The 26,262-nt window shown below is 61.8% G+C and carries 28 protein-coding genes and 1 tRNA gene; 14 read left to right on the top strand and 15 right to left on the bottom strand.

Going from position 1 to position 26,262, the window contains the following annotated elements:
* The 4 genes from rpsP to ACZ1JM_RS09560 form a co-directional block, all read right to left on the bottom strand.
* Positions 1-429: a 30S ribosomal protein S16 gene (rpsP, locus tag ACZ1JM_RS09545; protein WP_465134583.1), complete on the bottom strand. Its 429-nt coding sequence runs from the start codon at positions 427-429 to the stop codon at positions 1-3.
* A gap of 39 nt (positions 430-468) precedes the next feature.
* The gene (ffh, locus tag ACZ1JM_RS09550; RefSeq protein ID WP_465134584.1) at positions 469-1,932 is read right to left on the bottom strand and encodes a signal recognition particle protein; all 1,464 of its coding nucleotides are present in this window, start codon (positions 1,930-1,932) and stop codon (positions 469-471) included.
* Positions 1,933-2,087: 155 nt separating this feature from the next.
* Positions 2,088-2,163 (bottom strand) — tRNA-Ala (locus tag ACZ1JM_RS09555).
* 164 nt (positions 2,164-2,327) lie between these two features.
* Entirely contained in the window at positions 2,328-2,648 is a 321-nt protein-coding gene (locus ACZ1JM_RS09560) for a TIGR02300 family protein (protein WP_465134585.1), read from the bottom strand.
* Positions 2,649-2,864: 216 nt separating this feature from the next.
* Here ACZ1JM_RS09560 and aroA point away from each other — a divergent pair, with 216 nt between their 5' ends.
* From aroA to gloB, 4 genes are all read left to right on the top strand, one after another.
* The gene (gene aroA, locus ACZ1JM_RS09565; protein ID WP_465135026.1) at positions 2,865-4,181 is read left to right on the top strand and encodes a 3-phosphoshikimate 1-carboxyvinyltransferase; all 1,317 of its coding nucleotides are present in this window, start codon (positions 2,865-2,867) and stop codon (positions 4,179-4,181) included.
* The gene (locus ACZ1JM_RS09570) at positions 4,178-4,804 is read left to right on the top strand and encodes a (d)CMP kinase (protein ID WP_465134586.1); all 627 of its coding nucleotides are present in this window, start codon (positions 4,178-4,180) and stop codon (positions 4,802-4,804) included. The genes aroA and ACZ1JM_RS09570 overlap by 4 nt, the downstream gene beginning before the upstream one ends.
* A gap of 220 nt (positions 4,805-5,024) precedes the next feature.
* Positions 5,025-6,740, top strand: a complete 1,716-nt coding sequence (gene rpsA / locus ACZ1JM_RS09575; protein WP_465134587.1) for a 30S ribosomal protein S1 — start codon at positions 5,025-5,027, stop codon at positions 6,738-6,740.
* A 173-nt stretch (positions 6,741-6,913) separates the two neighbouring features.
* On the top strand, positions 6,914-7,684 hold the full coding sequence (gene gloB, locus ACZ1JM_RS09580; protein ID WP_465135027.1) for a hydroxyacylglutathione hydrolase: 771 nt from the start codon (positions 6,914-6,916) through the stop codon (positions 7,682-7,684).
* 5 nt (positions 7,685-7,689) lie between these two features.
* Here the strand turns inward: gloB and ACZ1JM_RS09585 are convergent, their stop codons facing one another.
* From ACZ1JM_RS09585 to ACZ1JM_RS09625, 9 genes are all read right to left on the bottom strand, one after another.
* The gene (locus ACZ1JM_RS09585; protein ID WP_465134588.1) at positions 7,690-7,878 is read right to left on the bottom strand and encodes a hypothetical protein; all 189 of its coding nucleotides are present in this window, start codon (positions 7,876-7,878) and stop codon (positions 7,690-7,692) included.
* 175 nt (positions 7,879-8,053) lie between these two features.
* Positions 8,054-8,638, bottom strand: a complete 585-nt coding sequence (locus ACZ1JM_RS09590; protein WP_465134589.1) for a F0F1 ATP synthase subunit B family protein — start codon at positions 8,636-8,638, stop codon at positions 8,054-8,056.
* Positions 8,631-9,125 (bottom strand): F0F1 ATP synthase subunit B family protein, encoded by a 495-nt coding sequence (locus ACZ1JM_RS09595; protein WP_465134590.1) that lies wholly within the window; start codon positions 9,123-9,125, stop codon positions 8,631-8,633. The genes ACZ1JM_RS09590 and ACZ1JM_RS09595 overlap by 8 nt, the downstream gene beginning before the upstream one ends.
* 104 nt (positions 9,126-9,229) lie before the next feature.
* A complete protein-coding gene (locus ACZ1JM_RS09600; RefSeq protein ID WP_008833283.1) occupies positions 9,230-9,454 on the bottom strand; it encodes a F0F1 ATP synthase subunit C in 225 nt (74 codons plus the stop codon).
* Positions 9,455-9,496: 42 nt separating this feature from the next.
* Complete coding sequence (locus ACZ1JM_RS09605; RefSeq protein ID WP_465134591.1) at positions 9,497-10,279, bottom strand: F0F1 ATP synthase subunit A; 783 nt, start codon at positions 10,277-10,279, stop codon at positions 9,497-9,499.
* Positions 10,280-10,343: 64 nt separating this feature from the next.
* Positions 10,344-10,664, bottom strand: a complete 321-nt coding sequence (locus tag ACZ1JM_RS09610; RefSeq protein ID WP_465134592.1) for an AtpZ/AtpI family protein — start codon at positions 10,662-10,664, stop codon at positions 10,344-10,346.
* 362 nt (positions 10,665-11,026) lie between these two features.
* Entirely contained in the window at positions 11,027-11,410 is a 384-nt protein-coding gene (locus ACZ1JM_RS09615) for a YdbL family probable chaperone protein (RefSeq protein WP_465134593.1), read from the bottom strand.
* Positions 11,410-11,571 (bottom strand): YnbE family lipoprotein, encoded by a 162-nt coding sequence (locus tag ACZ1JM_RS09620; protein ID WP_465134594.1) that lies wholly within the window; start codon positions 11,569-11,571, stop codon positions 11,410-11,412. Before ACZ1JM_RS09620 ends, ACZ1JM_RS09615 begins: the two co-directional genes overlap by 1 nt.
* Positions 11,572-11,708: 137 nt before the next feature.
* Positions 11,709-14,942 carry an intermembrane phospholipid transport YdbH family protein gene (locus ACZ1JM_RS09625; protein WP_465134595.1) on the bottom strand — a complete coding sequence of 1,078 codons (3,234 nt, stop codon included), beginning with the start codon at positions 14,940-14,942 and terminating at the stop codon, positions 11,709-11,711.
* Between the two features lie 53 nt (positions 14,943-14,995).
* Between ACZ1JM_RS09625 and radC the strand changes: the two genes are divergently transcribed.
* Positions 14,996-15,733 (top strand): RadC family protein, encoded by a 738-nt coding sequence (radC, locus tag ACZ1JM_RS09630; RefSeq protein ID WP_465134596.1) that lies wholly within the window; start codon positions 14,996-14,998, stop codon positions 15,731-15,733.
* A gap of 4 nt (positions 15,734-15,737) precedes the next feature.
* On the opposite strand, the gene ACZ1JM_RS09635 is transcribed toward radC, so the two are convergent.
* The gene (locus tag ACZ1JM_RS09635; protein WP_465134597.1) at positions 15,738-17,417 is read right to left on the bottom strand and encodes a sensor domain-containing diguanylate cyclase; all 1,680 of its coding nucleotides are present in this window, start codon (positions 17,415-17,417) and stop codon (positions 15,738-15,740) included.
* A gap of 284 nt (positions 17,418-17,701) precedes the next feature.
* On the opposite strand from ACZ1JM_RS09635, the gene purB reads away from it, so the two are divergent.
* From purB to ACZ1JM_RS09660, 5 genes are all read left to right on the top strand, one after another.
* Positions 17,702-19,015 carry an adenylosuccinate lyase gene (purB, locus tag ACZ1JM_RS09640; protein WP_465134598.1) on the top strand — a complete coding sequence of 438 codons (1,314 nt, stop codon included), beginning with the start codon at positions 17,702-17,704 and terminating at the stop codon, positions 19,013-19,015.
* 149 nt (positions 19,016-19,164) lie between these two features.
* On the top strand, positions 19,165-19,506 hold the full coding sequence (locus ACZ1JM_RS09645; protein ID WP_465134599.1) for a LapA family protein: 342 nt from the start codon (positions 19,165-19,167) through the stop codon (positions 19,504-19,506).
* Entirely contained in the window at positions 19,503-20,195 is a 693-nt protein-coding gene (gene pyrF / locus ACZ1JM_RS09650; protein WP_465134600.1) for an orotidine-5'-phosphate decarboxylase, read from the top strand. The genes ACZ1JM_RS09645 and pyrF overlap by 4 nt, the downstream gene beginning before the upstream one ends.
* A gap of 111 nt (positions 20,196-20,306) precedes the next feature.
* The gene (locus ACZ1JM_RS09655) at positions 20,307-21,065 is read left to right on the top strand and encodes an SIMPL domain-containing protein (protein WP_465134601.1); all 759 of its coding nucleotides are present in this window, start codon (positions 20,307-20,309) and stop codon (positions 21,063-21,065) included.
* 112 nt (positions 21,066-21,177) lie between these two features.
* Complete coding sequence (locus tag ACZ1JM_RS09660; RefSeq protein WP_465134602.1) at positions 21,178-21,825, top strand: phosphoribosylanthranilate isomerase; 648 nt, start codon at positions 21,178-21,180, stop codon at positions 21,823-21,825.
* Positions 21,826-21,932: 107 nt separating this feature from the next.
* Here the strand turns inward: ACZ1JM_RS09660 and ACZ1JM_RS09665 are convergent, their stop codons facing one another.
* A complete protein-coding gene (locus ACZ1JM_RS09665; protein WP_465134603.1) occupies positions 21,933-22,400 on the bottom strand; it encodes an outer membrane protein in 468 nt (155 codons plus the stop codon).
* Positions 22,401-22,666: 266 nt separating this feature from the next.
* On the opposite strand from ACZ1JM_RS09665, the gene trpB reads away from it, so the two are divergent.
* The 4 genes from trpB to ACZ1JM_RS09685 are packed head-to-tail and all read left to right on the top strand — an operon-like array spanning position 22,667 to position 26,248.
* Positions 22,667-23,908, top strand: coding sequence for a tryptophan synthase subunit beta (gene trpB / locus ACZ1JM_RS09670; protein WP_465134604.1), 1,242 nt, complete (start codon positions 22,667-22,669; stop codon positions 23,906-23,908).
* Entirely contained in the window at positions 23,905-24,156 is a 252-nt protein-coding gene (locus ACZ1JM_RS09675; RefSeq protein ID WP_465134605.1) for a hypothetical protein, read from the top strand. Before trpB ends, ACZ1JM_RS09675 begins: the two co-directional genes overlap by 4 nt.
* Positions 24,156-24,932, top strand: coding sequence for a tryptophan synthase subunit alpha (trpA, locus tag ACZ1JM_RS09680; protein ID WP_465134606.1), 777 nt, complete (start codon positions 24,156-24,158; stop codon positions 24,930-24,932). Before ACZ1JM_RS09675 ends, trpA begins: the two co-directional genes overlap by 1 nt.
* Positions 24,932-26,248 carry a bifunctional folylpolyglutamate synthase/dihydrofolate synthase gene (locus ACZ1JM_RS09685; protein WP_465135028.1) on the top strand — a complete coding sequence of 439 codons (1,317 nt, stop codon included), beginning with the start codon at positions 24,932-24,934 and terminating at the stop codon, positions 26,246-26,248. Before trpA ends, ACZ1JM_RS09685 begins: the two co-directional genes overlap by 1 nt.
* Positions 26,249-26,262 lie beyond the last annotated feature (14 nt).

The following is a 26,262-nucleotide window of genomic DNA, read 5'->3' on the forward strand; positions in this document are numbered from 1 at the left end:
TTAGGCCTCGGTCGATTCCTCGGCAGCGGCTTCTTCAGCCGGTGCTTCTTCAGCTGGAGCAGCAGCGGCGGCCGCAGCGGCTTCTTCAGCTTCGCGCAGCTTGGTCGCGCGGTCTTCAGCGCGTTCCTTCGCCTTCTTGCCCGGCTCAGCCTTGTTCGGGTTCACCGTGGCAGTGCGCTCCTTGATGCCGGCCTTATCGAGCATGCGGGCAACGCGGTCGGTCGGCTGGGCGCCAACGCCAAGCCAGTAGCGCACGCGGTCTTCAATCAGACGCACGCGGTTCTCATCGTCCTTGGCAAGGACCGGATTGTAGGTGCCGACCTGCTCAAGGTAGGCGCCGTCACGCGGAGCGCGCGAGTTGGCGACGACGACCTTGTAGTAAGGGCGCTTCTTGGCACCACCGCGCGAGAGACGGATCGAAACGGACATTGCAATTACCTTTCTGTCAAACTGTACAAATACTTGAAATTACTTCTTGAGGAATTTGCTGAGATCAGGGGCGCCCCCGCCCATGCCGCCAAGCCCGGAGAGACCACCGGCCCCAGCGCCGAGTCCCTGCCCGCCCAGGCCGGGCATCGCAGCGTCGAGGCCGCCCTTGCCGAACATCGCAGCCAGGCCCTTGAGGCCGCCCATCTTCTTGATCTGCTTCATCGCCTTGGACATTTCCATGTGCATTTTCAGCAGCTTGTTAACGTCTTGAACCTGCGTGCCCGATCCATTCGCGACCCGAATCTTGCGCTTGGCGTTCAATAGCGCTGGATTGACACGCTCTTTCGGTGTCATCGAGCCGATAATCGCGTCCATGCGCAACAGGACGCGATCGTCCATGCCCGACGCCTGCATCGCCGCCTTGGCTTTCTTCATGCCGGGCATCATGCCGGCAAGCATGCCCAGGCCGCCCATGCTTTGCATCTGCTTGAGCTGCATGCGCAGGTCGTTCATGTCGAACTTGCCCTGGTCCATGCGCTTGGCCAGTGCCTCGGCATCCTCGGCCTTGACGACTTCCGCCGCCTTTTCGACCATGGAGACGATGTCGCCCATGCCGAGAATGCGGTTGGCGACACGGCTGGGATGGAATACCTCGAGCGCTTCCATCTTCTCGCCCGTACCGGCGAACTTGATGGGCTTCCCGGTGACCGCACGCATGGAAAGCGCCGCGCCGCCGCGGGCATCGCCGTCCATTCGGGTCAGCACGACACCGGTCAGGTCCACCTGACCGGCAAAAGACTGCGCGACGTTAACGGCGTCCTGGCCTGTCAGCGAGTCCACCACCAGCAGCGTCTCGCGCGGGGTCGAGATCGCGGCGACCGCCTTCATCTCATCCATCAATTGCTGATCGACGTGGAGGCGGCCCGCCGTGTCGAGCAGGAGAATGTCCACGGCCTGCAAACGTGCGGCCTGCATCGCGCGGGTCGCGATTTCCGTCGGCTGCTGTCCGGCGATGATCGGCAGCGTCGCCACGCCGACCTGCTCGCCCAGAACCTTCAGCTGCTCCTGCGCTGCGGGACGATTGACGTCCAACGACGCCATCATGACCTTCTTCGCCTGCTTCTCCTTTAGAAGCTTGGCGATCTTGGCGGTGCTGGTCGTCTTGCCGGACCCCTGAAGGCCGACCATCATGATGACGACCGGCGGCACGGCTTCAAGCTCGAGGCCCGGCGTATCGTCGCCGCCGAGCGTCTCGATCAGGGCGTCATTGACGATCTTGACGACCTGCTGACCCGGCGTGACCGAGCGCAGGACGTTCTGGCCCACGGCCTTTTCAGTGACCTGATCGACGAAGCGACGCACGACAGGAAGAGCGACGTCCGCCTCAAGCAGAGCGATGCGCACTTCGCGCATGGCATCGAGAACGTCCTGCTCCTTGAGCGCACCACGCCCGCGCAGCTTGTCGAACACCCCACCAAGGCGATCTGATAGGCTGTCGAACATGGCCGCTCTCTCCATCAACACGCGACGCCGAAACGCCAAAAACGCCGGTGGGCGAAACCTCGCTGACCGGCGTGCATGACTTTATGCGAAAAACGCCGGTGAACGAAACCTCGTCGACCAGCGTGTCGCAATCATGCGAAACAATAATGTAGAAATGGTGGAGCCTAGCGGGATCGAACCGCTGACCTCCTGCATGCCATGCAGGCGCTCTCCCAGCTGAGCTAAGGCCCCGTCCATTTCAACCAGCCGATCCTGGGAGGTTCGACCCGTTTCCCTTGCTTTCCGGCGTTTCAGGAAGCGCCTCCGCTTGGGAGGCCGCCATCTAGTGGCGGCCGGAAATGTTGGCAAGTGGAAAATTCAGAGCGCCGGATTTTTTCAACCCGGCGCCCGTACCGTCAATTATCGTGGTCGTTGTCGTCGTCCGCAGCACCAATGCCGAGGTCATCGTCGCCGCCAAGATCCACATCGTTGTCCGGCGAATCGCCATCCTCGTCGATGTCCAGATCCTCTTCGGCGAGATCGGCGTCTTCACGCTCGACCACTTCCTTCTTCTGGATTTCTTCATACGGAATGGGCTGCTTCGATTTCAGCACCGGCTCGGGATGCCATTCGTGGCCGCATTCGATGCAATGGACCGGGTCATCCTTGCCCAGGTCATAGAAACGGGTGCCGCATTTCGGGCAGCCGTGCTTGGCGCCCCATTCAGGCTTGGCCATGGAAAGTCCTCGTCTTGCCCGACCCAAACGGCGCGGGCGTGAAATTGCAGTCTTGATGGTAGGGCACGCGCGCTAAATCAAGCGTGACGAGATCGAACGCAGCCGCCGCATCAGGGCGCGCGCCTTGCCATAGGCGGCGGTCGCTGTCAAAAGCCGGCCCGAATTTAGACCTCCCCACCGGAAAGAACCGATCCCGTGAGCCACGACATATCCGACATGCGCCCTCGCCGCTTCCTGTCAGCGGGACCGTTAAGGGGCACGATCCGGGTTCCGGGCGACAAGTCGATCAGCCACCGATCCATCATGCTAGGCGCATTGGCTATCGGCGAAACGCGCGTGACGGGGCTGCTCGAAGGAGAAGATGTGCTGGCCACGGCCGCCGCCATGCGAGCCATGGGCGCGCAGGTGGAACGACGCGAGACGGGCGAATGGGTCATCCATGGCGTGGGTGTGGGCGGCCTTCTTCAGCCGGAAGCGCCCCTCGAAATGGGTAACTCGGGCACATCGACGCGACTGCTGATGGGGTTGATCGCCAGCCACCCCATTACCGCGACCTTCACCGGAGACGCTTCATTGTCGAAACGTCCGATGGGCCGGGTCATCGATCCGCTATCGACAATCGGCGCGAGTTTCGACGCAAGCGAGGGCGGGCGGCTGCCCCTGATACTGAGAGGCGCCACCACCCCGGTGCCCATCCGATACCGCCTGCCGGTGGCCTCCGCGCAAGTGAAGAGTGCGATCCTGCTCGCTGCCCTCAATACGCCCGGCATCACTAAAGTTATCGAACCGGTCCCTACGCGCGACCACTCGGAGCGGATGCTGCGGGGATTTGGTGCCGATCTCACCGTGGACATCGATGCCGACGGCGCCCGTGTCATCTCTATCCGTGGTGAAGCGGAACTGCGGCCACAGACGATCGAGGTTCCCGGTGATCCGTCATCCGCGGCATTCTTCATCGTCGCCGCCCTGATCGTTCCGGGTAGCGAAGTGCTGATCGAGAACGTCGGCCTTAATCCCACGCGCGCCGGGATCATCGACGTGCTGCGACAGATGGGCGGCTCCATTGAAGAGGTGAGCCCGCGCGAAGTCGGCGGCGAACCGGTAGCCGATCTGCTGGTCCGGCATTCCGCCTTGAAAGGGGTCGAGGTTGATCCGGCGATCGTGCCGAGCATGGTGGATGAGTTTCCGGCGCTGTTCGTTGCCGCATCGGTCGCTGAGGGGGTCACCACAACGCGCGGCCTCGATGAGCTTCGTGTAAAGGAGTCGGATCGCCTTGCCGTCATGGCGACGGCCCTCACCGCTGCTGGTGTGCGCTTGGAAGAACGCGAGGACGGCCTTGTCATCAAAGGCTCGGACGGCGAACTCCTGCGGGGAACGGACGGGCCGGTTGCCACGCATCTGGACCACCGGATCGCTATGTCGATGGCCATCGCGGGTCTGGCCAGTCGTTCCGGCGTCGAAGTGGACGACACTCGGCCTATCGCTACCAGCTTCCCCGTTTTCGAGCCGATGCTTGACGGCCTGACAACATGATCATCGCCGTCGATGGCCCCACCGCGTCCGGCAAAGGCACAATCGCCAAGGCTCTGGCGGCACACTTCGGGCTGCCGCACCTCGATACCGGTCTCCTTTATCGTGCGGTTGGCCGGCAGTGCCTGCTGAATGGGGGCGACCCGGACGATGCAGGCTCGGCTCTCGCCGCCTGTGCGTTTTCCGAAGCTCTGCTTCAGGACCCGGAACTGCGTTCGGAAGCCACCGGCGGACTGGCCAGTCGCGTTTCGATCCACCCCGCCGTGCGTCAGGCGCTTTATGAGCGCCAACACAGCTTCGCCGTCCAGCCCGGCGGCGCAGTGCTGGACGGACGTGACATCGGCACCGTAATCGCGCCCGAAGCACAGGCCAAGCTGTTCGTGACCGCCTCGATTCCGGCCCGAGCCCAGCGCCGTTTCCTCGAAATGCTCGCCCATGGGCGCGATGTGTCACTGGACGATATCACCGCCGACCTTGCTGGCCGGGATGAGCGTGATCGCAACCGCAGGGATGCGCCATTAATCGCCGCCCCCGATGCCGTCGTCATAGACACATCCGATTTGCGCCGCGAAGAGGCGATCGCCGCCGCCATCGCTGCTGTCGAAGCCAAGCGCGCCACCGCCTGAACGGTCGCTTCTGGAAGCCATTTCCCTTGCATTTGAACGGGCCGAGGCATACACGCCGCCGGTCCCGACAGTCATATGTCTGAAGGGGCGCCGCGACCGGCATCCGGCCGCCGCGGCAGTACGGCCCTTTTGGCCCGCCTTCCGCAATGGTGCGGACAGCGGAGAAAAGACCGGCGGAACCAACCGCCAGGCCGGAAAATCGAACGAAGGAAATGTCTTAATGGCATCTGCTGCCAATCCGACTCGCGACGATTTCGCGAAAATGCTTGACGATCAGCTCGGCGGCGTCGCCGATGACGGCTTCGAAGGCCGCGTCGTCAAGGGTACCGTCACCGCCATCGAAAACGACAAGGCCGTCATCGACGTGGGCCTCAAGAGCGAAGGTCGCGTGCCACTGCGCGAATTCGCGCGCGGTGAAGACGACCACGGCATCAAGGTAGGCGACGAAGTCGAAGTCTATGTCGATCGCGTTGAGAACGCCGACGGCGAAGCGATGCTCTCGCGCGACCGTGCTCGCCGCGAAGCCGCATGGGACAAGCTCGAAAGCGAGTTCGGCGAAGGCAAGCGCGTCGAAGGCGTGATCTTCGGCCGCGTCAAGGGCGGCTTCACGGTTGACCTCGACGGCGCCGTCGCGTTCCTGCCCGGCTCGCAAGTCGACATCCGCCCCGTGCGCGACGTCACGCCGCTCATGGACGTGCCGCAGCCTTTCCAGATTCTCAAGATGGATCGTCGCCGTGGCAACATCGTTGTGTCGCGCCGCGCCGTCCTCGAAGAAACCCGCGCCGAACAGCGCAGCGAACTGATCGACAAGCTGAGCGAAGGCCAGGTCATCGACGGCGTCGTCAAGAACATCACCGATTACGGTGCGTTCGTCGACCTCGGCGGTATCGACGGTCTGCTCCATGTCACTGACATGAGCTACAAGCGCGTCAACCACCCGAGCGAAGTCATCGCCATCGGTGACACCGTCAAGGTTCAGATCATCCGCATCAACTCGGACACCCAGCGCATCAGCCTCGGCATGAAGCAGCTGGAAAGCGATCCGTGGGAAGGCGCTACGGTCAAGTACCCGGTCGGTGCGAAGCTGTCGGGCACCGTCACCAACATCACCGAATATGGCGCCTTCGTGGAGCTGGAAGCCGGGATCGAGGGCCTTGTCCACGTTTCGGAAATGTCCTGGACCAAGAAGAACGTCCACCCGGGCAAGATCGTTTCGACCTCGCAGGAAGTCGAAGTCATGGTTCTCGAGGTCGACAGCGACAAGCGTCGCATCAGCCTGGGCCTGAAGCAGGCACAGCAGAACCCATGGGAAGCCTTCGCAGAGAAGCACCCCGTCGGTTCGCAGGTCGAGGGCGAAGTCAAAAACGCAACCGAATTCGGTCTGTTCATCGGCCTGGATGGCGACGTCGATGGCATGGTTCACATGTCCGACATCGCCTGGGGCATCTCGGGTGAAGACGCGCTGGCCCTCCACCGCAAGGGTGAGCAGGTATCGGCCGTGGTTCTCGACGTCGACGTCGAAAAGGAACGCATCAGCCTCGGCATGAAGCAGCTTGAGCGTGGCGCTCCGGCAGCTGGCGGCGCGGCTACGACCGGCGGCGAAGGCGGCCTGCGTCGTGGTCAGGTCACCACTGTGACCGTTCTCGAAGTACGCGACGGCGGCCTGGAAGTTCAGGCTGGCGACGATGGCGCCACCGGCTTCATCAAGCGTTCGGACCTTGGCCGTGATCGTGACGAACAGCGTCCCGACCGCTTCCAGGTCGGCCAGAAGCTCGACGCCATGGTCACCGGTTTCGACCGCTCCAAAAAGCCGAACTTCTCGGTCAAGGCCCGTCAGCTGGCCGAAGAGAAGGAAGCAGTCGAGCAGTACGGTTCGTCCGACTCGGGTGCATCGCTCGGCGACATCCTGGGCGAGGCTCTGAAGGGTCGTTCGTAAGAACCCTTCAGGCTCGATCAGGCCTGAAATTGCAAAGCCCGTCCGGAGCGATCCGGGCGGGCTTTCGTTTGCAAAAGGCCAATCGTTGGCAAATCAGCGCCTGTCCAAAAGGACGTTGCGCACTTTCGAACCTCGCGCTTCAGACCTACATTCCAATGAGAAGGAGAGGTCAAATGCTCGAGGTTCACCAATTCCCATGTCTATCCGACAACTATGGCTTCCTGCTTCATGACAGCGACAGCGGCGAGACCGTTTGCATCGATACCCCTGATGCTGGCGAGTATCTGAAACAAGCAGCGCACAAGGGGTGGCAGATCACCCAGATCTGGAATACCCACTGGCACCCCGATCACGCGGGTGGAAACTTTGCAATCAAGTCCGCCACGGGTTGCCGTATTACCGCGCCTGTTAACGATGCCGCCAAGATTGAGGGGGTTGATCGAACCGTGGGGCAAGGCGACATTGTCGCCATCGGCGATCGCCAGGCGCACGTCATTGACGTCGGCGGACACACCGCCGGGCATATTGCGTATCATCTGCCCGGTGCCTGCCTGGCGTTCGTCGGTGACGCTCTATTCGCCCTCGGCTGTGGCAGAATGTTCGAAGGGACACCGGCCCAGTTCTGGACATCACTCCAGCGCCTCAAGGCACTGCCCGGCGCGACGATGATATACTGCGCGCATGAATACAGCGCATCAAACGCCAAGTTCGCGCTACACGCCGATCCCGAAAATGCTGAACTTCAGGCCTATGCCGAAGAGATCGACAGGCGACGCGCCAAGGGTCTACCCACCGTCCCCGCCAAACTGGAAAGGGAACTGACTACTAACCCATTCCTCCGGGCTGATCAGCAAGCCATTCAATCCCGCTGGGCGCCGAACGACAACCCGCATGATCCGGTCGCTACATTCGCAGCTTTGCGATCAGCAAAGGACGGTTTCTGAACGCCTCAGGTATTCGGAAACGACAGTGTGTGGTTGAGGCGTTCCATCACTTCCTCAAGCGGCTCGACCACCGTCACCGCACGGCCTTCTCCAAACCGAATGCGCGTTCCGCCGGTAACTTGCGAAATGAAAGTGACCTGAGCCGCGTTGACCGATGTCGCCGTACGATCCGCGCCAGTGAACTTTACGAACATGAATCACCTCTCCATTCGCTTTGGAAGGTGAGCCTATAGCTTGCCAGCGCCGCGTCAAACGCTCTCGTAAAGATTTGCCCCTCGTCACTCCAGACGACGCTTGCTGGGAGCATGCATAAGAAAAAGCCCCCGCCGGGACGACGAGGGCTAATCTATAATTGTGTGGAGGAACCGATCAGATTCCGGCGATTGCCTTATCAACCAATGCGCGATCAGCATCAGCGGTATGGTTTGCCGAAATCAATCCCCTCGCAGCTGCTGCAGCTGCCGCAGCAGCCTGGTTACGCAGCTCGGTGACAGCCGAGAATTCAGCCGCAGAGATCTTGTCCCTGGCCATCTTCTCACGCCGGACGACGACATCCGCCGTGTCCTTTTTTGCCTTTGCGATGATTGCCTCCGCTTCATGACGCGCATGATCAATCATCGAAGCCGCGTCTTTCTCGGCACCCGCAATTTTGTTGGCATATTCCTGGCGCAAGGCCTCCGCCTCGGCACGCAAGGACTTCGCTTCTGCGAGCTGCGCCTTGATTTCGGCAATCTTGGAGTCGAGCCCCCCTGCGAGAAGCTTGGGCACACCCTTCCATGCCAAGATAGCGAGCAGCACGATCATCGAGGTGCTGACGATCGCAACCGGGGGAGCAAAGCCCATCAGGAGCGGCTCAGCGTGATGCACAGACGCGCCCTCATGAGCATTGGCGCCAGTCACTTCGGCGCCCTCATGCTGAATGCCCTGTTCTACGGCCAGATTAGGATCAGCCATGGATCAGATTCTCCCTTACGGCGCCACGCACGGCAGCATCATCGAGCGACAGTCCAGCGATACGGCTGACGATATCGCGCGTAGCGTCGGCAGCGACGTTTTCGATTTCGGCGGCCGCCGAACGACGGGCTTCCACGATGCGGCTTTCGGCGCTCGAGATAGTTGCATCGATGCTGGCCTGTGCTTCAGCAAGGCGCTGCGCGGTAGCGGTTGCGGCTTTTGCGCGGGCATCCGCGATCATACCCTGCGCCTGAGTGCGATTTGCGCTTTCGCGCGCACGCCAGGCGGCTTCTTCCGCGTTCGCCTGTGCGCGTGCGGCTTCGGCCGCCTTGAGGTCGTCGGCGATCTGCTTGTCGCGGGTCGCGACCGTGTCCATCACCTTAGGCACCATTCCACGTCCGACGACAAAGAAAGTGATGCCGAAGAAGACGAGCAGCCAGAAGATCTGGCTTGAGTAGAATTCGCCTAGCTGTGCGATCTGAGGCATTGATCAGCCCTGTCTCGAGGAAGCCGTAAAAATCTTGAACCAGGAAAACCCGGTCGCCTGACCAAAGGGTTCAGGCGACCGGATCAATCTGGTTGACGCTGGGATCAGGCGAAGATCAGCAGCGCGGCAATGACGAACGAAAGCAGGCCGAGAAGCTCTGCACCGGCGAAGCCGATGAAGAGGCGGCCCTGCTGGGCATCAGCAGCGCCCGGATTGCGCAGCGCGCCTTCGAGGAACTTTGCGAAAACATTGCCCACGCCGATCGAGGCCAGACCGGCGCCGATTGCAGCGAAACCAGCTCCGAGCAGCTTTGCAGCTTCTGCGTCCATTTCAAAAACTCCCTTTGGTAAACCCGTGTTGGCGAAAAAAGATCAGTGAAGGTTCTCGGCGTCGTTCAGATAGACGCAGGTGAGAAGTGCGAAAACGTAAGCCTGGATACCGGCAACCAGCAGTTCCAAGGCGCAAATGCCAACCATCAGCACAAAGCTGGGAATGCCGGCAATGACGAACAGAGCCGGTCCGGCGTTGCCGCCGCTGATGACGAAGCTGGACAGCACTTCAAGAAGAACGTGCCCTGCCATCATGGCAACGAACAGTCGCAGGCCGAGGCTAAATGGGCGTACCAGGAACGAGATCAACTCGACCACAAAAATGATCGGGATCATCAGCACTGGCGTACCATGGGGCACGAAAAGCGAGAAGAAGTGCAGGCCATGCTTCCCGAAGCCAACGATCAGCACGATGGCGAAGGAGAGCACCGCCAGAACACCGGTTGCCGAGAAGTGGCTGGTAAAGGTGAATGGGTGCACGCCAACGACGCCAAGCGGCATCAGGCCCAAGAAGTTGGCGAACAGGATGAACATGAACAGCGAGAAAATGTACGGGACATACTTCTTGCCGGCCTTGCCGACGTTCGCAGCCAGCATACCGTCGATGAAGCCGGTGAATGTTTCCACCGCCATCTGCCAACGGCCGGGCACTACCTGGCGCTTCATCCCGCCAGCCACGAAAACGATGAGCGCGAGCGTCGCGATACCCATCCATAGTGCACTATTGGTGAAGGCAATGTTGTAACCGGCAATGTTCCAGTCCGCGCCCGCCAGCTTTTGCAGCTGGAACTGGTGCATCGGATCGAGCTTTGCTTCGGCTGCCACGCGAATTTCCCTGTCGCCAATGAACGGCAGCGCCCCTTAACAGTCCCGCAGCGATGGCAACGGTTCAGTCCGGGCGCCGGTTCGTAATCCGGATTATGTTTCTGAAAGCAATGCCAATTCCGACGAACAGCATTACCATCAGACCCCAGGGCGATGTTCCAGCGAAATGGTCAATCAACCATCCCAGGAACAATCCACCCGCAAGCCCCCCCAGAAGTTCCGAAAGAACGCGGTTCCCAAGGCGATAGCTCGCATCAGTCTCCGCACCTGCTTTCGGTCGGTTACGCTCCTCTTCCTTATCGCGGAGGGCTTTCAGCCTTCCGTCGAGAGAGTCGATGCGCGCATCCTCGCCTACAGGGTCTTGGGCGGAAGGCTCGTCGGTCATGTCAGGGTCCTCATCTACGACAACAAGAACGCAAGACACAAACAACGGCTGCCCGCCAAGAGCGCCGCCCCCTTAGGGTGGCCGTTTTCCCGAGTCAACCATAGGTGACGGATACCGAGGTCGTCTGGACTACATTGTCGGCAGCGATTGGCCATGCTTCCCTGTCGCGGAAAGGTTTGAGAAGCCATTTCGGCCAACGCGCGTTGCTGCTTTGATAAGCGATTGCGCAAAAAGGCTGCAAAAACATATCGTTCCTGCAGCCTGATAATGTTGATGTCAGGTTGGACCGGGATAGCCATCATCCGACAAAGCTTCGAAACCACACTTTATCACCGTGCGGACAATCGAAACCGCTGCGGCATTCAGGGGCAGCGTGGATCCAACTCCGGCGCGCTCGCGCCACGCGTTTTCCATGAGCCGTCGAGACCCTGATACTTTTCGCCCGGTTTCGTGTCGCGAATGAGTTTGCAGCCGGTAGTGAACGCATATTCCTGGATGGTGCTCTTTCCGGATGATGCATTCGTATAGACGGCGCGGCGCTGATTGTTGAGATCGCGCACCATGGCTGCGATATCCGCGCTTTGCCCTCCCACTACGCCCAGATAACCGTCCGTCTGTTCGCCCACCTGCCCGGCGGCGCGCGCGGCATTATAGGCCGGACTGCGACCTTCGGCATGAGCCGAAATAAGGCCCGAAGCCATCAGGATAGTGGCGACTGCTGCGCCGATGAGACGGATGCTGGTCATCAGAATATACCTTCGTTCTGCTCCACGGTCTTGGCCGCATCAGCCGCCAGACGATAGACCACTTCCTGCCGGATGTTGATATTCAGTTCGATGACGATGGGCTTGTCCGGAGCAGCAACCTGTATGCACCCGCAAAGTCCCAACGCTACCGATGCGGCCATCAGCATCACGCCAAATTTACAAGCGCGAACGGCGCGCCCTCCGGACCTTGAAAACACCAGTTGCTGTTGAGATGGACCATCCTGCATGGTCGGGTATCTCGCAGCCAGCGCGCTTCCGGTCAATTCACACGGCAACATCATCTTTTCTCGCTGACTGGAGGCTGAATGGAGACGGGCGGAGGCGTGGAGGGGATGACAGTTGCGTCAAGACCCGATTCGCGACGGCGACCGTCCGAGTCGAGCAGCCCTATTTCTCGCGGGTCAGTGACAAAGTTAGGATCGTACAAGGAGCGCATCGATCCGAATAAACTGAAGAACGGAGCCCTGATATTGAGCACAAAGCGGATCGGCAGCTTGGCGATCTGCTTGGTGATAAAATTCTTACTCGCGCCCTTGCCCTGGCTAAGGCCATCGAAGCTGATCCGCGTCAGTATCTCGCCCGAAAGTGAGCCGCCCAAGCCGATTTCCATGTGCTTGTAGTTCACCGACTTAAGCGCATCGAACGCAAAATTACCCATCGCCGACAGGTCCTTGTACGTCAGCGCTCCGTTATAGGCGACAATTCCGCCAGGTGGGCGGCTCAACAGGAAGCCGTGTTCGATCCGCCCCCCATTCTCGTCAAATATCAGCGGCATCTCGCCATCGAACGTGCCGGTAGCGCTGATATTCTCCAACTCCAGATGTTGGATGAAGGTTGCGGCGTCGAGGCCCGTCACCCTCAAGGTGTATCGCCGCGTCTCCGCCACACCAATCTGCATATGAGCGGGATCCAGGTTGAGCGTACCGTCCATGAACGGCCACTGCGCGCCATTGATCTGTAGCCGGTAGCCCGGCAGCATCGCATACGACAGCGTGCCATCGGTCACTTCGATGCCAGGGTTGGCGGACGCGATGTGGACGGTCTGCTTCGGCGCGGTGACCAGCCCCAGCAGATCGGTGAAGACAACTTCGCCCGATAATCCCTTCACCGGCCCAAAGGCAGCGGCAAAATCCACACCGTCGGTTGAAAACCTTCCACGGCTCTTCACCACGTCAGGGGTCCAATCAATCCGACCGGTGCCCTTCACCAGTCCTTTCAGACCGGAAACGACGCCGAGCATCGATCGCGACAGCGTGTCAGCCTGCAATCGCTTGTCGAAAATAACGCCATCGACAACTAGGTCGGCATGCCCAGTCGCGTTGGCCAGACTGTGGGTAATCGTGGTCCTCACTACTTGCCGGTCGCTGGATGGCTCCCTCAGCAACGCATTGGCAACGATGCGATTGTCCGCCAGGCGCAGGCTTGCATCACGCGCGACTAGAGGTTGGAAACGACCGACCGGCTGACGGTCGACCAGCGCAAATCCCGCCTTGTCGATCGAAAGAACGCCGCCCGCATAGCGCCATTCTCCTGACGCCTGCTTCATGTCTAGTGGCACCGCCGCCAGAGCAATATCCGCCTCATCAAAACTTCCCGCGATGTCTTTTCCGACGCGCGCGGCGATGCGGTTGATCGAAAAATGGGAGGCGGTCTGTGCCGGTCCGAGCGAAACCCTAACATCGCTGGCGCGCAAGGCACCAGGGCGCCCCCTCCCCGAAGCAAAGCCGACTGGCCCGCTCGCGATCCGGATGGGCGTTTGCCCCAGCTTGCCCGCCAATGTCAGCGACGTCGCCCCGGCACCGAATGAAACCTCTTCCGATGTCCCTTCGACGATGGCTGCCCCTCGCGATGGGCAGATCGTCAGCGCTCGTTTGTCGATCGTGAGGTTGGCGAACCGCAATTCGTCGAAACGCACGTCGACACAGTCTCGCCAGACCGCCAGCTTTCCATTGCCCGACCACTTCCCGTCGACAGGTACGAGCAGGTTGCGCGCAGAGCCGCCCGGAACAGCGCCGCCCAGCAGCACTTGCCCGGTAAAGCCCAGCGTTCCGTCCCGGTCTTGGGTCAGGGACAGGCGCGGGACGCCGATCAACGCCGGACCGGCGCGGTAATCCGGCATGGCGATCTGCATCGTGAGACGGCCACCGGGGGCCGTTTCCATCCGCCCCCAGATCTTGGGCAGTTCCTTGCCACCCGTCGTGAAATTTCCGGTGACGTGAGGGGGTTCGTCCTCCCCTTTCCCAGCAAACAGCGCCTGGATGCGTGACAAAGACAGGAGCGATGCGCCGCTTCCACCGCGCAGAGCACCTCGCGTCACCACCAGACTGAGGCGCCCCTGTGAACGGCGCACCAAGACATTGGCGTCGAGCGTGCTGCCCCGCGATTCGCGATGCAATGCATTGCGCATTTTCGCCATGATCGGGTCTACCAAGGTGCCTACGCCTGCCCGCTGGGCGCGTCGTAGCTCACGATCGATCTGCTGGCCGAGAGCAACATTGCTGCCTTCCAGGTCCCCTTCGACATCGAAGCGCGCCAATCCGCCCGTAGAGCGCACCCAGCCATCGAAACCGAGGCTATCCATGCTCGTCTGCGGGGTCGACACGCGGCGGGCCGCAATCTTGTACGTGCTGCTCAACGCCCGCTTTCGATAGGTAAAACGCCCGCTCGCCGACAAGCCGGCCACTGCGTTCGCTCCGTACCGGCCATTACCGGCCGACAGTCCTGCCTTGCCCTCACCGCCGTCCAGCGCTTCATCCAGCGTGAGGTCAAGCTGGACGCCGGCTTGCGCAAGTCGGGCGTTCCGATCGGGGCACGCGAGGCCTTGAGTTCGGATCGGCCCGACGAAACGCGGCTTGGCCGATGCTATGGTCAGTTTCCCGTACAGTGTGGTCCGTCCAGCCGAGCATCCGCGGACGGCGATGGTCGGCGCCACTGCCGCCACTTCACCCGAGAAACCGCCGCGCAAAGCACCCTTGCCAGCCAGCTTTACGCCGACGCGTCCCAGATCGCTGTTGATAAGCGCACGGCCATCGACGATGCCCACGTCGAGGTCAGGCATGGTGAATGGACCGCCCGCCCCCCCGAACAGCACTTTATCGAGACTGCCGAAGCTTAGTTTTCCACGATAAAATTTGCCATAAAGGCGCGGCCTCACCAAGGTGATGCGTCCAATGCCCGGCAACCCCCAGTAGAGCCGGGTGGAAATGCGCAGTTCCGACACGGTAAGGTCCGGATTCGCGGGATCGCCGATCGACAGGTTGCGGATGACCTGTTCGGACGGGCCGATTCTGACGATATCGTACCGTGCCGGCAGGTTCATCGCGTCGAGTTGCTGCTGGATCAGATTGTCCGCAATTTCCTTGCGTGAGAGCCAGGCGGCCCCCATCGCAATGACAAGTATCGTCCCGACGACGATGACCGGCCCCCGCCAACGCACGCGAAGTGCCGGCGCGCGGGCCGTCCCACTTGCAACCTCTCCGCCATCCTGCAACTGGTCGTGCTCTTGCGCCATCCGCTGCATCACTTGCGCTGGCCGAGCGAGAAAGGCAATTGCCTGCGCACGCTATGTCCGACCAGAACTCCTTATTCGAGGCCAATGCTGGCCCCTATGCGCCGCCCCCGGTCGATGCCGGCAATGATCCAAGCGGTCACCGAACCCGCCTTCGGAAGCGACTTCTGGAGGGCGGAACCGAAGCCCTTGGTGATCATGAAGTCATCGAACTACTGCTTATGCAGGCGGTTCCGAGGCGCGACATGAAGCCATTGGCGCGAAGCCTGCTGCAGCGGTTCGGATCGTTGGCAGGCGTCCTGCAGGCGGACCCACGCACCCTGGCAGCGCATCCCGGCATGGGGCAGGCCACTGCGGCCGCCCTACGCATCGTCACGGTGGCCGCGACTCGAATGGCGCGCCAGAAAGTGCGGGAAGCCCCCGTCATTGGGTCATGGCAGGCGTTGATCGATTACCTGACGATCGACATGGCGCACCTTACCGTAGAGCGGGTGCGCGTACTCTATCTGAACACGCGCAACATGCTGATCCTGGACGATCTGGTGGGCGAGGGATCGATCGATGAAGCGGCGATCCATCCTAGGGAAGTGATTCGCCGTGCGCTGGATCTTGGCGCCGTCGCCCTTATCCTCGTGCACAACCATCCGTCCGGCTCACCCCAGCCGAGCCGCGCCGACATCGAAGTCACCAATCGCATCGCTGAGGCGGGCCGATTGCTCGGCGTGACCGTTCACGATCATGTCGTTATCGGTCGCGAGGGCCATGTTTCGCTACGCGCGAAAGGCCTGATCTAAATACCTAAGCCGCGATAAGCCGGTTACGCCCGCCCCTTTTGGCTTCGTACAGGGCCATGTCGGCGCGGTTGAGAAGATCGATGCCGTCTTGACCCGGCATGCGATGGACCAGACCACAGCTGATCTGGGCTTGGGCCTCTCCACCCAGCGGCAATTGCACGGGCTGGGCTGATACGCTGGCGACGATGCGCATGCAGATCTCCCGTGCCACTTGGGGGTTCGCCGTCCCGAGCAGCACCACAAATTCATCGCCGCCCAGTCTAGCCACAAGATCACTGGACCGCAGGTTCCCCGCAATCCGGCGGCCTACTTCAGCCAGCGCGGCATCGCCGGCCACATGACCCAGTTCGTCGTTCAGAGATTTGAAGCGATCGACATCAATCAGCGCTATGCTGATTCCATCGCTCGGCGGCTCAGCCAATGCCGTGTCGAAGCGGCGCAGGAATCCGGCGCGATTGATCAGTCCGGTGAGTTCATCGGTTTCCGCACGGCGCGCGAGTTCACCCTCTCGCGCTTTTCGAGCGGTGACGTTCGTTAACGTCGCTACAGAGCCCGTCATCAACCCTTGTTCGTCGCGTTCGGCCCGGAAAGTGGCCTCCACCCACCCCAGCCCAGGTCGTTCCACCTCGACCGTAACAGGTCCGTCAGAATCGGCCGCCTGGAGATGCGCGGCGAAGAACTGATCGCCCATGGGTTGCTCAAGCTCCCCAAGATGCGCACCCGGCAGAAATTCGGATCTCTCTCCCAGCAGCAATCGGGCGTTGCCCACTACCCGCGTGCATGAGCCATCGTCCGAAAAACGCAAAAGGACGATGGAAGAGCGATCAGCCAGCAGCTTGAGCGACCTCTCACTTTCACTCAACCGGTCAATCAGGTCGCGCCGTGTCGCAAGAGCCGCCGCCACCGGCATCATTACGACCAGGACGGTACCCAGATAGACCTGCAGGAATACCATGTGCATCCCCATGTCCCCGCCGGAAAGAGTGACCGGTCCATGCCCGTAAAATGTCGCAACGCCCCCCACGACCGCCAGCATCATCACGCCCAGGCTGGTTCCCAGCCACCCTTGGCGGAACGACAGCAGCATAAGCGGCGCGAGCGGCATGAATAGGATGGGGAACCGATCCTGCCAGAACACGGCCGCGCTTACGATGAGCACAGCGCTGTAGAGCGCCAGTATCCTGGCTCGCTCCTTCCAGTCAGTCGCCCGGATGTTTGCCAGATAGTCGCCGCGGAACAGGCCATAGAAAAACGGTGTGAAGATTAGAAGCCCGAGCGAATCGGCACTGAATTTGGTGACCAGCGAGCCCCCGAAAGACAGGCCATATGCCATGTTCGCGACCAGTGCCCCCAAGGTCGCTCCACAAGCCGGCGCGATCAGACCTGCGAAGATGGCGAAGCGGCCGACGGAGGCGTGACGATGCAATAATCGGCCGTCTCCGTCCACAGCGCTACGTAGCAGCCAAGCAGCAAGCAATATCTCGAAACAATTTGCGATCGCGAAGCCGAGGGGTGCGATCAGGGTGCCTCGGGTGATGATGCCAGCGGCCATGATGGCCACAAACGCACCGACAATGAAGCGCCACCATTCGCCTCGGCTCCGCCCGATCAGCTGAGCCACGACCACTGCATTGGCAGGCCATACCGACGCGAGATTTCGGTCAAAACTCAGCAGTCTGATCATCGCGACCGCAATCGCAAAACAAAGCAGCGCGCTGATGAGGGGCGCAACAATGGTCCTGATCCTGATCATTCTAGATGCCTTGAATTTGGCCCCGGGTATCAAAGTGTTTTGCGTGTGAACGTAGCCTTGGCTGTAATTGGTTAATATTAGTACCTGCTCCACATCCGACGGCTGCTTCCCGGCAACAAGCAGACGGCGGCTCCTTGCCTGTTCTCAGGGGCCTCACGCTTGCGTTTCCCGCCCAGCCCGCCTAGCGGCCCGTGCGTCAGCCTTAGGAGTCGAACATGGTCCCCCGCTACGCCCGCCCCGCGATGACCGCGATCTGGGAACCCGAAGCACGTTACCGCATCTGGTTCGAGATCGAGGCTCATGCCGCCGTGAAGATGGGTGAGATGGGCACCGTCCCGCCCAGCGCAGGCAAGGCGTTATGGGATTGGTGGGGAACGAACCCGACGATCGACGTGGCCGCTATCGACGCGATCGAGGCAATTACCAAGCATGACGTGATCGCCTTCCTGGACTGGGTCGCACAGCAGGTCGGCCCCGAAGCCCGCTTCATGCATCAGGGCATGACGAGTTCCGACGTTCTCGACACCACGCTCAACGTGCAGTTGGTGAAAGCGGCAGACATCCTGCTGGAAGACCTCGATGCCCTGCTCGCAGCCATCAAGCGTCGGGCGGAGGAGCACAAGTACACGCCAACGATCGGTCGCAGTCATGGCATCCATGCGGAACCGGTGACGTTCGGCCTCAAGATGGCCGAGGCGTATGCCGAGTTCTCCCGCTGTCGCGCCCGGCTCGTCGCGGCACGAGAAGACGTTGCGACGTGCGCTATCTCTGGCGCAGTGGGTACTTTCGCGAATGTCGATCCCGCCGTCGAGGAATACGTAGCGGACAAGATGGGCCTGGGTATCGAGCCGGTCTCCACCCAGGTGATCCCGCGTGATCGTCACGCGATGTTCTTCGCGGTGCTCGGCGTGATAGCCAGCTCGATCGAACGCCTGGCAGTCGAAGTTCGCCACCTGCAGCGCACTGAAGTGCTCGAAGCAGAGGAATATTTCTCGCCCGGGCAAAAAGGCTCCTCGGCGATGCCGCACAAGCGCAACCCCGTTCTGACCGAAAACCTGACCGGCCTTGCCCGCGTCGTCCGATCGGCCGTCGTGCCAGCGATGGAGAACGTAGCGCTCTGGCATGAGCGGGACATTTCGCACTCTTCGGTTGAACGCTTTATCGGACCCGACGCCACCATTACGCTCGATTTCGCCCTTGGTCGTCTGACCGGAGTGATCGACAAGCTGCTGGTGTATCCCGAGCGCATGCAAAAGAACCTCGATCGCATGGGCGGTCTCGTTCACTCGCAGCGCGTTCTGCTGGCTCTCACGCAAGCTGGCCTGTCTCGCGATGAAAGCTATAGGCTCGTCCAGCGCAACGCGATGAAAGTCTGGGAGTCGGACGGTCAGCTGTCGCTTCTGGAACTGCTGAAAGCAGACGCCGACGTTGCCGCTGCACTACCGGCCGAAGTCATCGAGGACAAATTCAACCTCGATTATCACTTCAAGAATGTGGACACGATATTCGCGCGCGTATTTGGTAACTGACGCGGCAACCGTCACCGCAAAAAGGGAATGATCGTCAGGCTCGCTCGGCGTTGGCCGAAGGAGCCTGACGCGATTGCAGGCAACCTCTTTCCTTGCCCGGATTTCATGCCTAGCATCAGTAAGTCCGGCGGGGGAAAGCAGGAGGTTCAATGCAAGTCATCCGCACCATAGCGTGGATCGTTGCCACGGCCGTTCTCGTCGCCTTCGTGGCGATGAACTGGAACCGGGCGCCGGTGAATTTCTGGCCGCTGGAAAACGGCAACTATATCCATTTCGACTGGCCGGTCGGTTTCCTGGCGCTGCTGTTTTTCGTGCTCGGTATGCTACCGGTCTGGCTCTACCTGCGCGCCGTGCGCTGGCGCCTGAACCGTCGCATCGCCAGCCTGGAAAACTCGCTGCGCGCCACGTCGACCTCCAATCTCGCCACGCCGTCCGGAGAACCCGTGCCGGTCAGTCCCCTTGAAACCCGTCCGGAACCTTTGCAGCCATGAACCACAATCCCGTCTATCTTGCCCTCGATCTTCCCCGCCTCGACGCTGCCGAAGCGTTGGCGCGAAAGGTCGCCGGGCATGTGGGCGGGATAAAGCTGGGCTTGGAATTCTTTTGCGCGCACGGGCACCATGGCATTCATGAACTGCACAAACTGGGGCTGCCGATCTTCCTTGATCTGAAGCTGCACGACATTCCCAATACCGTGGCCGGTGCAATGCAGGCCATCCATGTGCTTCAGCCGTCAATCGTCACCGTTCACGCGGCGGGTGGCCGCGCGATGATGGAGGATGCCAAGGCTGCGGCTGGCGAAAACTGCAAGGTCGTTGCCGTTACCGTGCTGACCAGCCTGGATGGCGATGATCTCGCCGCGATCGGCGTGACTGATGCCGATCCGCACGCGCAGGCCCTGCGCCTTGCCGACCTGGCCCATGCCGCCGGTCTCGACGGTATCGTGTGCTCCGGGCACGAAGTGGGCGCCGTGCACAAGCAGTGGAAGGATGGCTATTTCGTGGTCCCAGGCCTGCGTCCGGCCGATGGCAAGTCTGCTGCCAGCAAGGGCGACCAGAAGCGCATCGTCACACCGAGGGAAGCGCGCGACGCCGGCGCCAGCGTCCTGGTGATCGGCCGCCCGATCAGTCGCGCGGAAGACCCCCTCGCAGCTGCCCGCGCAATTGAGGCAACGCTGTAAGCTTCGAAGTTCGTTTCGCCTTAACCTTGGCTCGTTCCGTCGTTCAGCCGAAGGCAACCTCCGGGCATCCAAGTCGTTGTTCCTGATCCTGATCGATGGAGAACGACCGGAATGAAAAGCCTGAACTTCCTCGCAGCCACTGCCCTTGGCGCGGCCATGATCCCCGCGATCCCAGCCGCCGCTCAGCAGGTTGGACCTGTGCCGGCGATCGAGGCAGGCCATACCTTGCTGACGGTGACCGCCGAGGGATCCTCCGCCCGCGAACCCGACCTGGCTACCTACACCGCAGGCGTTACCACCCAAGGGGCTACGGCGACCGAAGCGCTGGCCGCCAACTCTTCCCAGATGAACAAGGTCCTCGCCGCAGTGAAGCGCGCGGGTATCCCCGACCGTGACGTGCAAACCAGCAACCTAAGCGTCAGCCCGGTTTATGCGCAGCCGAAGCGTCTGCCGGATGGCAATTACGAGGACGGTCCCCAGCGGATCGTCGGCTATCAGGCGAACAACTCCGTTAATGTGAAGCAGCGCAAGCTGGCTGACATGGGCAAGGTCATCGATGCGCTGGTCACGGCCGGTGCCAATCAGGTGAACGGTCCGTCGTTCATGCTCTTCGCTCCAGACGCGGCCGAGAATGAAGCGCGCACGGCTGCCATGAAATCGGCCCGTGCCCGCGCCGATCTTTATGCCAGCGCGGCTGGTCTGCGAGTAGCGAGGATCGTCTCTATCAGTGAGTCCAGCGGGTACGTCCCCCAGCCCGTGATGTATGCGCGCAAGCAGTCTGCCGATGTAATGGTCACTGGTTCTTCAGTCGCTGCCGGCGAACTCGAGACGAAAGTGAATGTGACCGTCCAGTTCGAATTGGCCCCCTGATCGGCGGTATGCGCGCCGCCTGCCCAGCGTGGCGGCGCGCAACCTGCCCATTGTCGCGCCCAACCTTCTCGCTACATAGCCCCATCGACGTTCAGACATAAGAGGTGGGCCAATGCCGGCAGCGGCAATCAAAATCTGTGGTGTTTCCACACCGGACGCGCTCGAAGCAGTGGTCAAAGCCCGCGCTGCCTATGTCGGATTTGTGTTCTTTCCGAAAAGCCCACGGGCGGTAACCCCAAAGCAGGCGTCGTCTCTTTCCCAACAGGCACAAGGGCGAGTGGGTCGTGTTGGGCTGTTCGTCGATCCCGCCGACGATGCCATAGGCGAAGCTGTCGCCGCCGCCGCCCTAGACGCCATTCAATTGCATGGTGAGGAGACACCCGAACGAGCCGCCCAATTGCGAGCGCGGTTCGGCATTCCGGTGTGGAAGGCTCTTCCCGTTGCAACGGCCCGGGACATTCATCATGCCACGGCTTACGCCGACGCGGTGGATCTCATTCTATTTGACGCCAAAACGCCCAAAGGCTCCCTGCCAGGTGGAATGGGGCTCAGCTTCGACTGGACATTGTTGAGCGCTTACAAAGGGCAAACCGCTTGGGGACTGGCGGGCGGCCTCGACGCCAAAAATGTGGGCCAGGCGATAATGGTGACCGGCACACCGCTCGTCGATGCATCGTCGGGCGTGGAAAGCGAGCCGGGCCAAAAGGATGAAGCCCGGATCGCTGCCTTCTGCGCCGCGGTCCGTTCTGCCGGTACGTAGACTTCACGAAAAAGGGCGGCCCGTTGCCGAACCGCCCTTTCCCTCGTGTAATCATCGGTCACCGACGCCGCCGACTCGGGACATGCAGCGGATCGGATCGCCGGTGATCAGAACTTGACGCCGAGGCCCACCAGCCCGCGATCGGCATCGGGCGTGTTGTCGCCCACCAGCAGGTGCTGGTACTCAGCCTTGACGTAGTAGCGTTGATCGAGATCGCGCTGCACGCCCCCACCGACGCCCACGGCGCTGTTGCCGAAGCGGGTGTTCTTCGACTGCCAGTCAGCCAGCGCATAGACCTTGGTCGCCGGGTTCAGCTTGACACCAACACGGCCGCCGGCGCCCCAGGAGACGCGGGTGTTGCTGGTGAGGATCTTGTCGGCCGAGCCCTGGACGCCGACGAACAAATTGTCCGACAGGTCGTAATCGTAACCAGCGGCGACGCCCGCCGTCGCTTCGCTGTCGCTGCCGTTCCAGATCACGCCGCCGCGCGCTTCCACGCGGGCTTCATTGGCGAATGCGGGAGCTGCGGCGGCCATGGCGGCGACAGCGGCGAGCGAAACGAGTGCAATACGCATACATAACTCCAGTATCTTGTGTCCCGGCCCTCACCGGGTGCGCGGCCAGTGAGCGTGGCGACCTTGCCGCCAAATGAACGATATTCTCGGGATGCCATCAAACCGTCACAAAACCAGCGCGCGCAGGGATTGTTGTTTTTGGAGCCAGCCGCTTGCGGAATTAGCAATTGAAAATCGATCGCGGACGACCAAGGCGGGCGGGGGCTGCGCGAACTCTCGCTATGGCTTCTGGACAAGAATCGAAGCGTCTGCCAAGCGCCCGTATCATGACAGCACAACCGCCCGTGAATTCGCTGCGCTCCCTGCCCGATGCGACCGGCCATTTCGGCCAGTTCGGCGGACGGTATGTGGCCGAAACGCTGATGCCGCTTATCCTGGACCTGGAAAAGGAATACCGGGCGGCGAAACTGGACCCGGCTTTCCAGGCCGAGTTCGACGATCTGCTCAAGACATTCGTCGGCAGGCCCAGCCCTCTGTATCCCGCGCCCCGCATCACCGAGCATTTTCGGAAGCTCGCGCCCGATGGCAAGGGTCCGAAGATCTACTTCAAGCGCGAGGACCTCAATCACACCGGCGCGCACAAGATCAACAATTGCGTCGGACAGATCCTGTTGGCGATGCGGATGGGCAAGACCCGCATCATCGCCGAGACCGGAGCCGGCCAGCACGGCGTCGCCACCGCCACGGTCGCTGCTCGCTTCGGGTTGCCCTGCACGATCTTCATGGGCGCCAAGGACGTTGAGCGCCAGAAGCCGAACGTGTTCCGCATGAAGCTGCTCGGGGCGGAAGTTCAGCCAGTTACCAGCGGCGCGGAAACCCTCAAGGACGCGATGAACGAGGCGCTGCGCGACTGGGTCGCCAACGTCCACGACACGTTCTACATCATCGGCACCGCCGCCGGTCCGCACCCTTACCCCGAACTCGTTCGCGATTTTCAGAGCGTGATCGGCAACGAAACGCGTGAGCAGATGATGGAGGCGGAAGGTCGCCTTCCCGATATGCTCGTCGCGTCCGTGGGCGGTGGATCGAATGCGATCGGCATCTTCCACCCTTTCCTTGACGATCCCGAAGTCGAAATGGTCGGGATCGAAGCGGCCGGCCATGGCGTGGAGACGGGCCAACACGCCGCCAGTCTCACCGGTGGCAAGCCGGGCATCCTGCACGGCAACAAGACCTACCTGCTGCAGGATGAGGACGGCCAGATCACCGAGGCCCATTCGATCAGCGCCGGCCTGGATTATCCGGGCCTCGGGCCAGAGCACTCGTGGCTGCATGAAAGCGGGCGTGTGCGCTATGTGCCGATCACGGACAATCAGGCGCTCGAGGCGTTCCAGCTGTGTTGCGCACTGGAAGGCATCATCCCTGCTCTCGAAAGCGCCCATGCGCTGGCTGCCCTGCCCCAGCTGACGAGCGAGATGGACGAGGACAAGATCCTTGTCGTCAACGTGTCGGGCCGCGGCGACAAGGACATCTTCACCGTCGCCGAGGCCCTGGGGGCAGAGCTTTGAAGAAAGGCGGGTGGCAACGCTCGCTGATCGACGCCGCCATTTTGTGGATGGCAGTGTTCCCGGCGATGAAAGTGCTGGCCGATCTGGTCCGCGCGCGCTCGTTCGATCTGTCAGGCGCCGGCTATTTCTGGTCGTTCGCGTTTCGCGGTGACTGGGGCGCCATCGGCGTGAGCCTCGCTTATCTCGCCATCTTCATCGGCCTCACCGCCGCCATCCTCCGCTTTTCCGGAAAGACGCTGTTTTCCTGATGACCCGCTTCCAAACCGCTTTCGCCAAAGGCCCGGCGCTCGTCTGCTTCATCACTGGCGGCGACGGGGACACCGCTGCGAACCTCGACGCATTGGTTGCAGGCGGCGCGGACGTGATCGAGCTGGGCATGCCGTTCACCGACCCCATGGCCGATGGGTCCGCGATTCAGGAAGCGAACCTGCGCTCCTTCGCCAAAGGAACGCGCACCGCTGACATCTTCGCCATTGCGGCGGCCTTCCGTGCGCGCCATCCGCAAGTGCCCTTGGTGTTGATGGGCTATGCCAATCCGATGACTGTGCGCGGCCCCGAATGGTTCGCCGCCGAATGCGAGAAGGCGGGCGTCGACGGCGTCATCTGCGTCGATATACCGCCCGAGGAAGACGCCGATCTGGGTCCGGCCCTGCGTGAGAAGGGCGTCTCCCTCATCCGCCTGGCCACGCCGACGACGGACAGCGCGCGCTTGCCCGCCGTGCTGGAGGGTTCATCCGGGTTCCTGTATTACGTGTCCGTCGCGGGCATCACCGGAATGCAGCAGGCGGCACAAAGCTCCATCGATGAGGCTGTGGCGCGGCTCAAAGCTGCCTCCAAGATTCCGGTCGCCGTCGGCTTCGGCGTTCGCACGCCCGAACAGGCGGCCGCTATCGCCAAAGTGGCGGACGGCGTCGTCGTCGGCTCTGCGCTGGTGGATCTGGTGAAGCAGCATGGAGACAACGCCGCCGAGCCTTTGTGGGCCTTGACCGCCGCGCTGGCGCAAGCGGTGCATTCGGCGCGCTGATGCGCGACTTCGCGGTATCGGATGCGCCTGCCGTCCAGAAGCAGCTGGACCGTCTCGCGGCGCTGTCGTTACCGCAGGGCCGAATTGGACTGGACGCGATCCGGGCGCTGCTAGGCAGGCTGGGCGATCCGCACTTGGCGATACCCCCGGCTTTTCATGTGGCCGGGACGAATGGCAAAGGATCGACCTGCGCTTACTTGCGAGCGATCCTGGAAGCGCAGGGCTACAAGGTTCACGCGATCACCAGCCCGCATCTCGTGCGCTACAACGAACGCATCCGCATAGCCGGCGAACTTGTCTCTGACGCAGAACTCGCATCGCTGCTGGATGAGGTGCTGGACGCTGCGGCCGGGCTTCAAGTCAGCTTCTTCGAAGTGACGATCGCCGCCAGTTTTCTGGCGTTCTCTCGCCACCCTGCCGATGCCTGTGTGATCGAGGTCGGGCTTGGCGGCCGGTTCGATGCGACCAATGTGTTGCCCGCTCCCCTCGCGTGCGGGATCGCCACATTGGGTATCGATCACGAGCGTTTCCTGCTCGCCCCGGAAGCGGATGTGCCGGGCGAACCGCTTTCACGCATCGCGTTCGAAAAGGCGGGTATTCGCCGCGCCCATGTCCCGCTGGTGACGCAGGCTTATCCGCCCAGCGTGGTGGCGGTGCTGCAATCGCTCGCCGCATCGGATGACGTGCCGCTGTTCTGGCGCGGCGAGTGCTGGAATGCGCGCGCCACCAGCGATGCCATCTGGTTCGAGGATGGCGACGGATCGCTCACCCTGCCCCTGCCAACGATGCCCGGAGCCCATCAGGCAGACAACGCGGCGCTGGCCGTCGCGATGGTTCGCAGACAGGATACGCTGCGGGTCGATCCGGCTGCAATAGCGCAAGGCATTCGATCCGCGCATTGGCCCGCCCGGATGCAGAAACTGGCTGACGGCCCGCTCACGCAACTGGTGCCCGGCACTCCCGTCTGGCTGGATGGTGGACACAACCGCGATGCAGGGCTGGCGCTAGCCGCGTTTCTCCAGGAGCAGGAAATAGCGCCGCAGCTCGTGCTGGGCATGATCGCAGGCAAGGATCCCGGCGCCCTTCTCGATCCGCTCAATCGGCTGGTCGAAAGCGTCACGATCGTCCCGGTGCCGGGCCATGATTGCCTGCCGCCTGAGTCGTTCGCCGAATGGGCGCCGGACGCCAGGACCGCCCCTGATGTGACGACCGCGCTGCGCGAACTGGAGGCTCGCAACCCGCGAAGCATCCTGATCGCCGGATCGCTGTATCTCGCAGGAGCAGTGCTGGCACAAAACGCGGAATGGCCGGACTGACCGTTCCGCGCCGC

The organism is Novosphingobium sp. BL-S-24, from assembly GCF_055521575.1.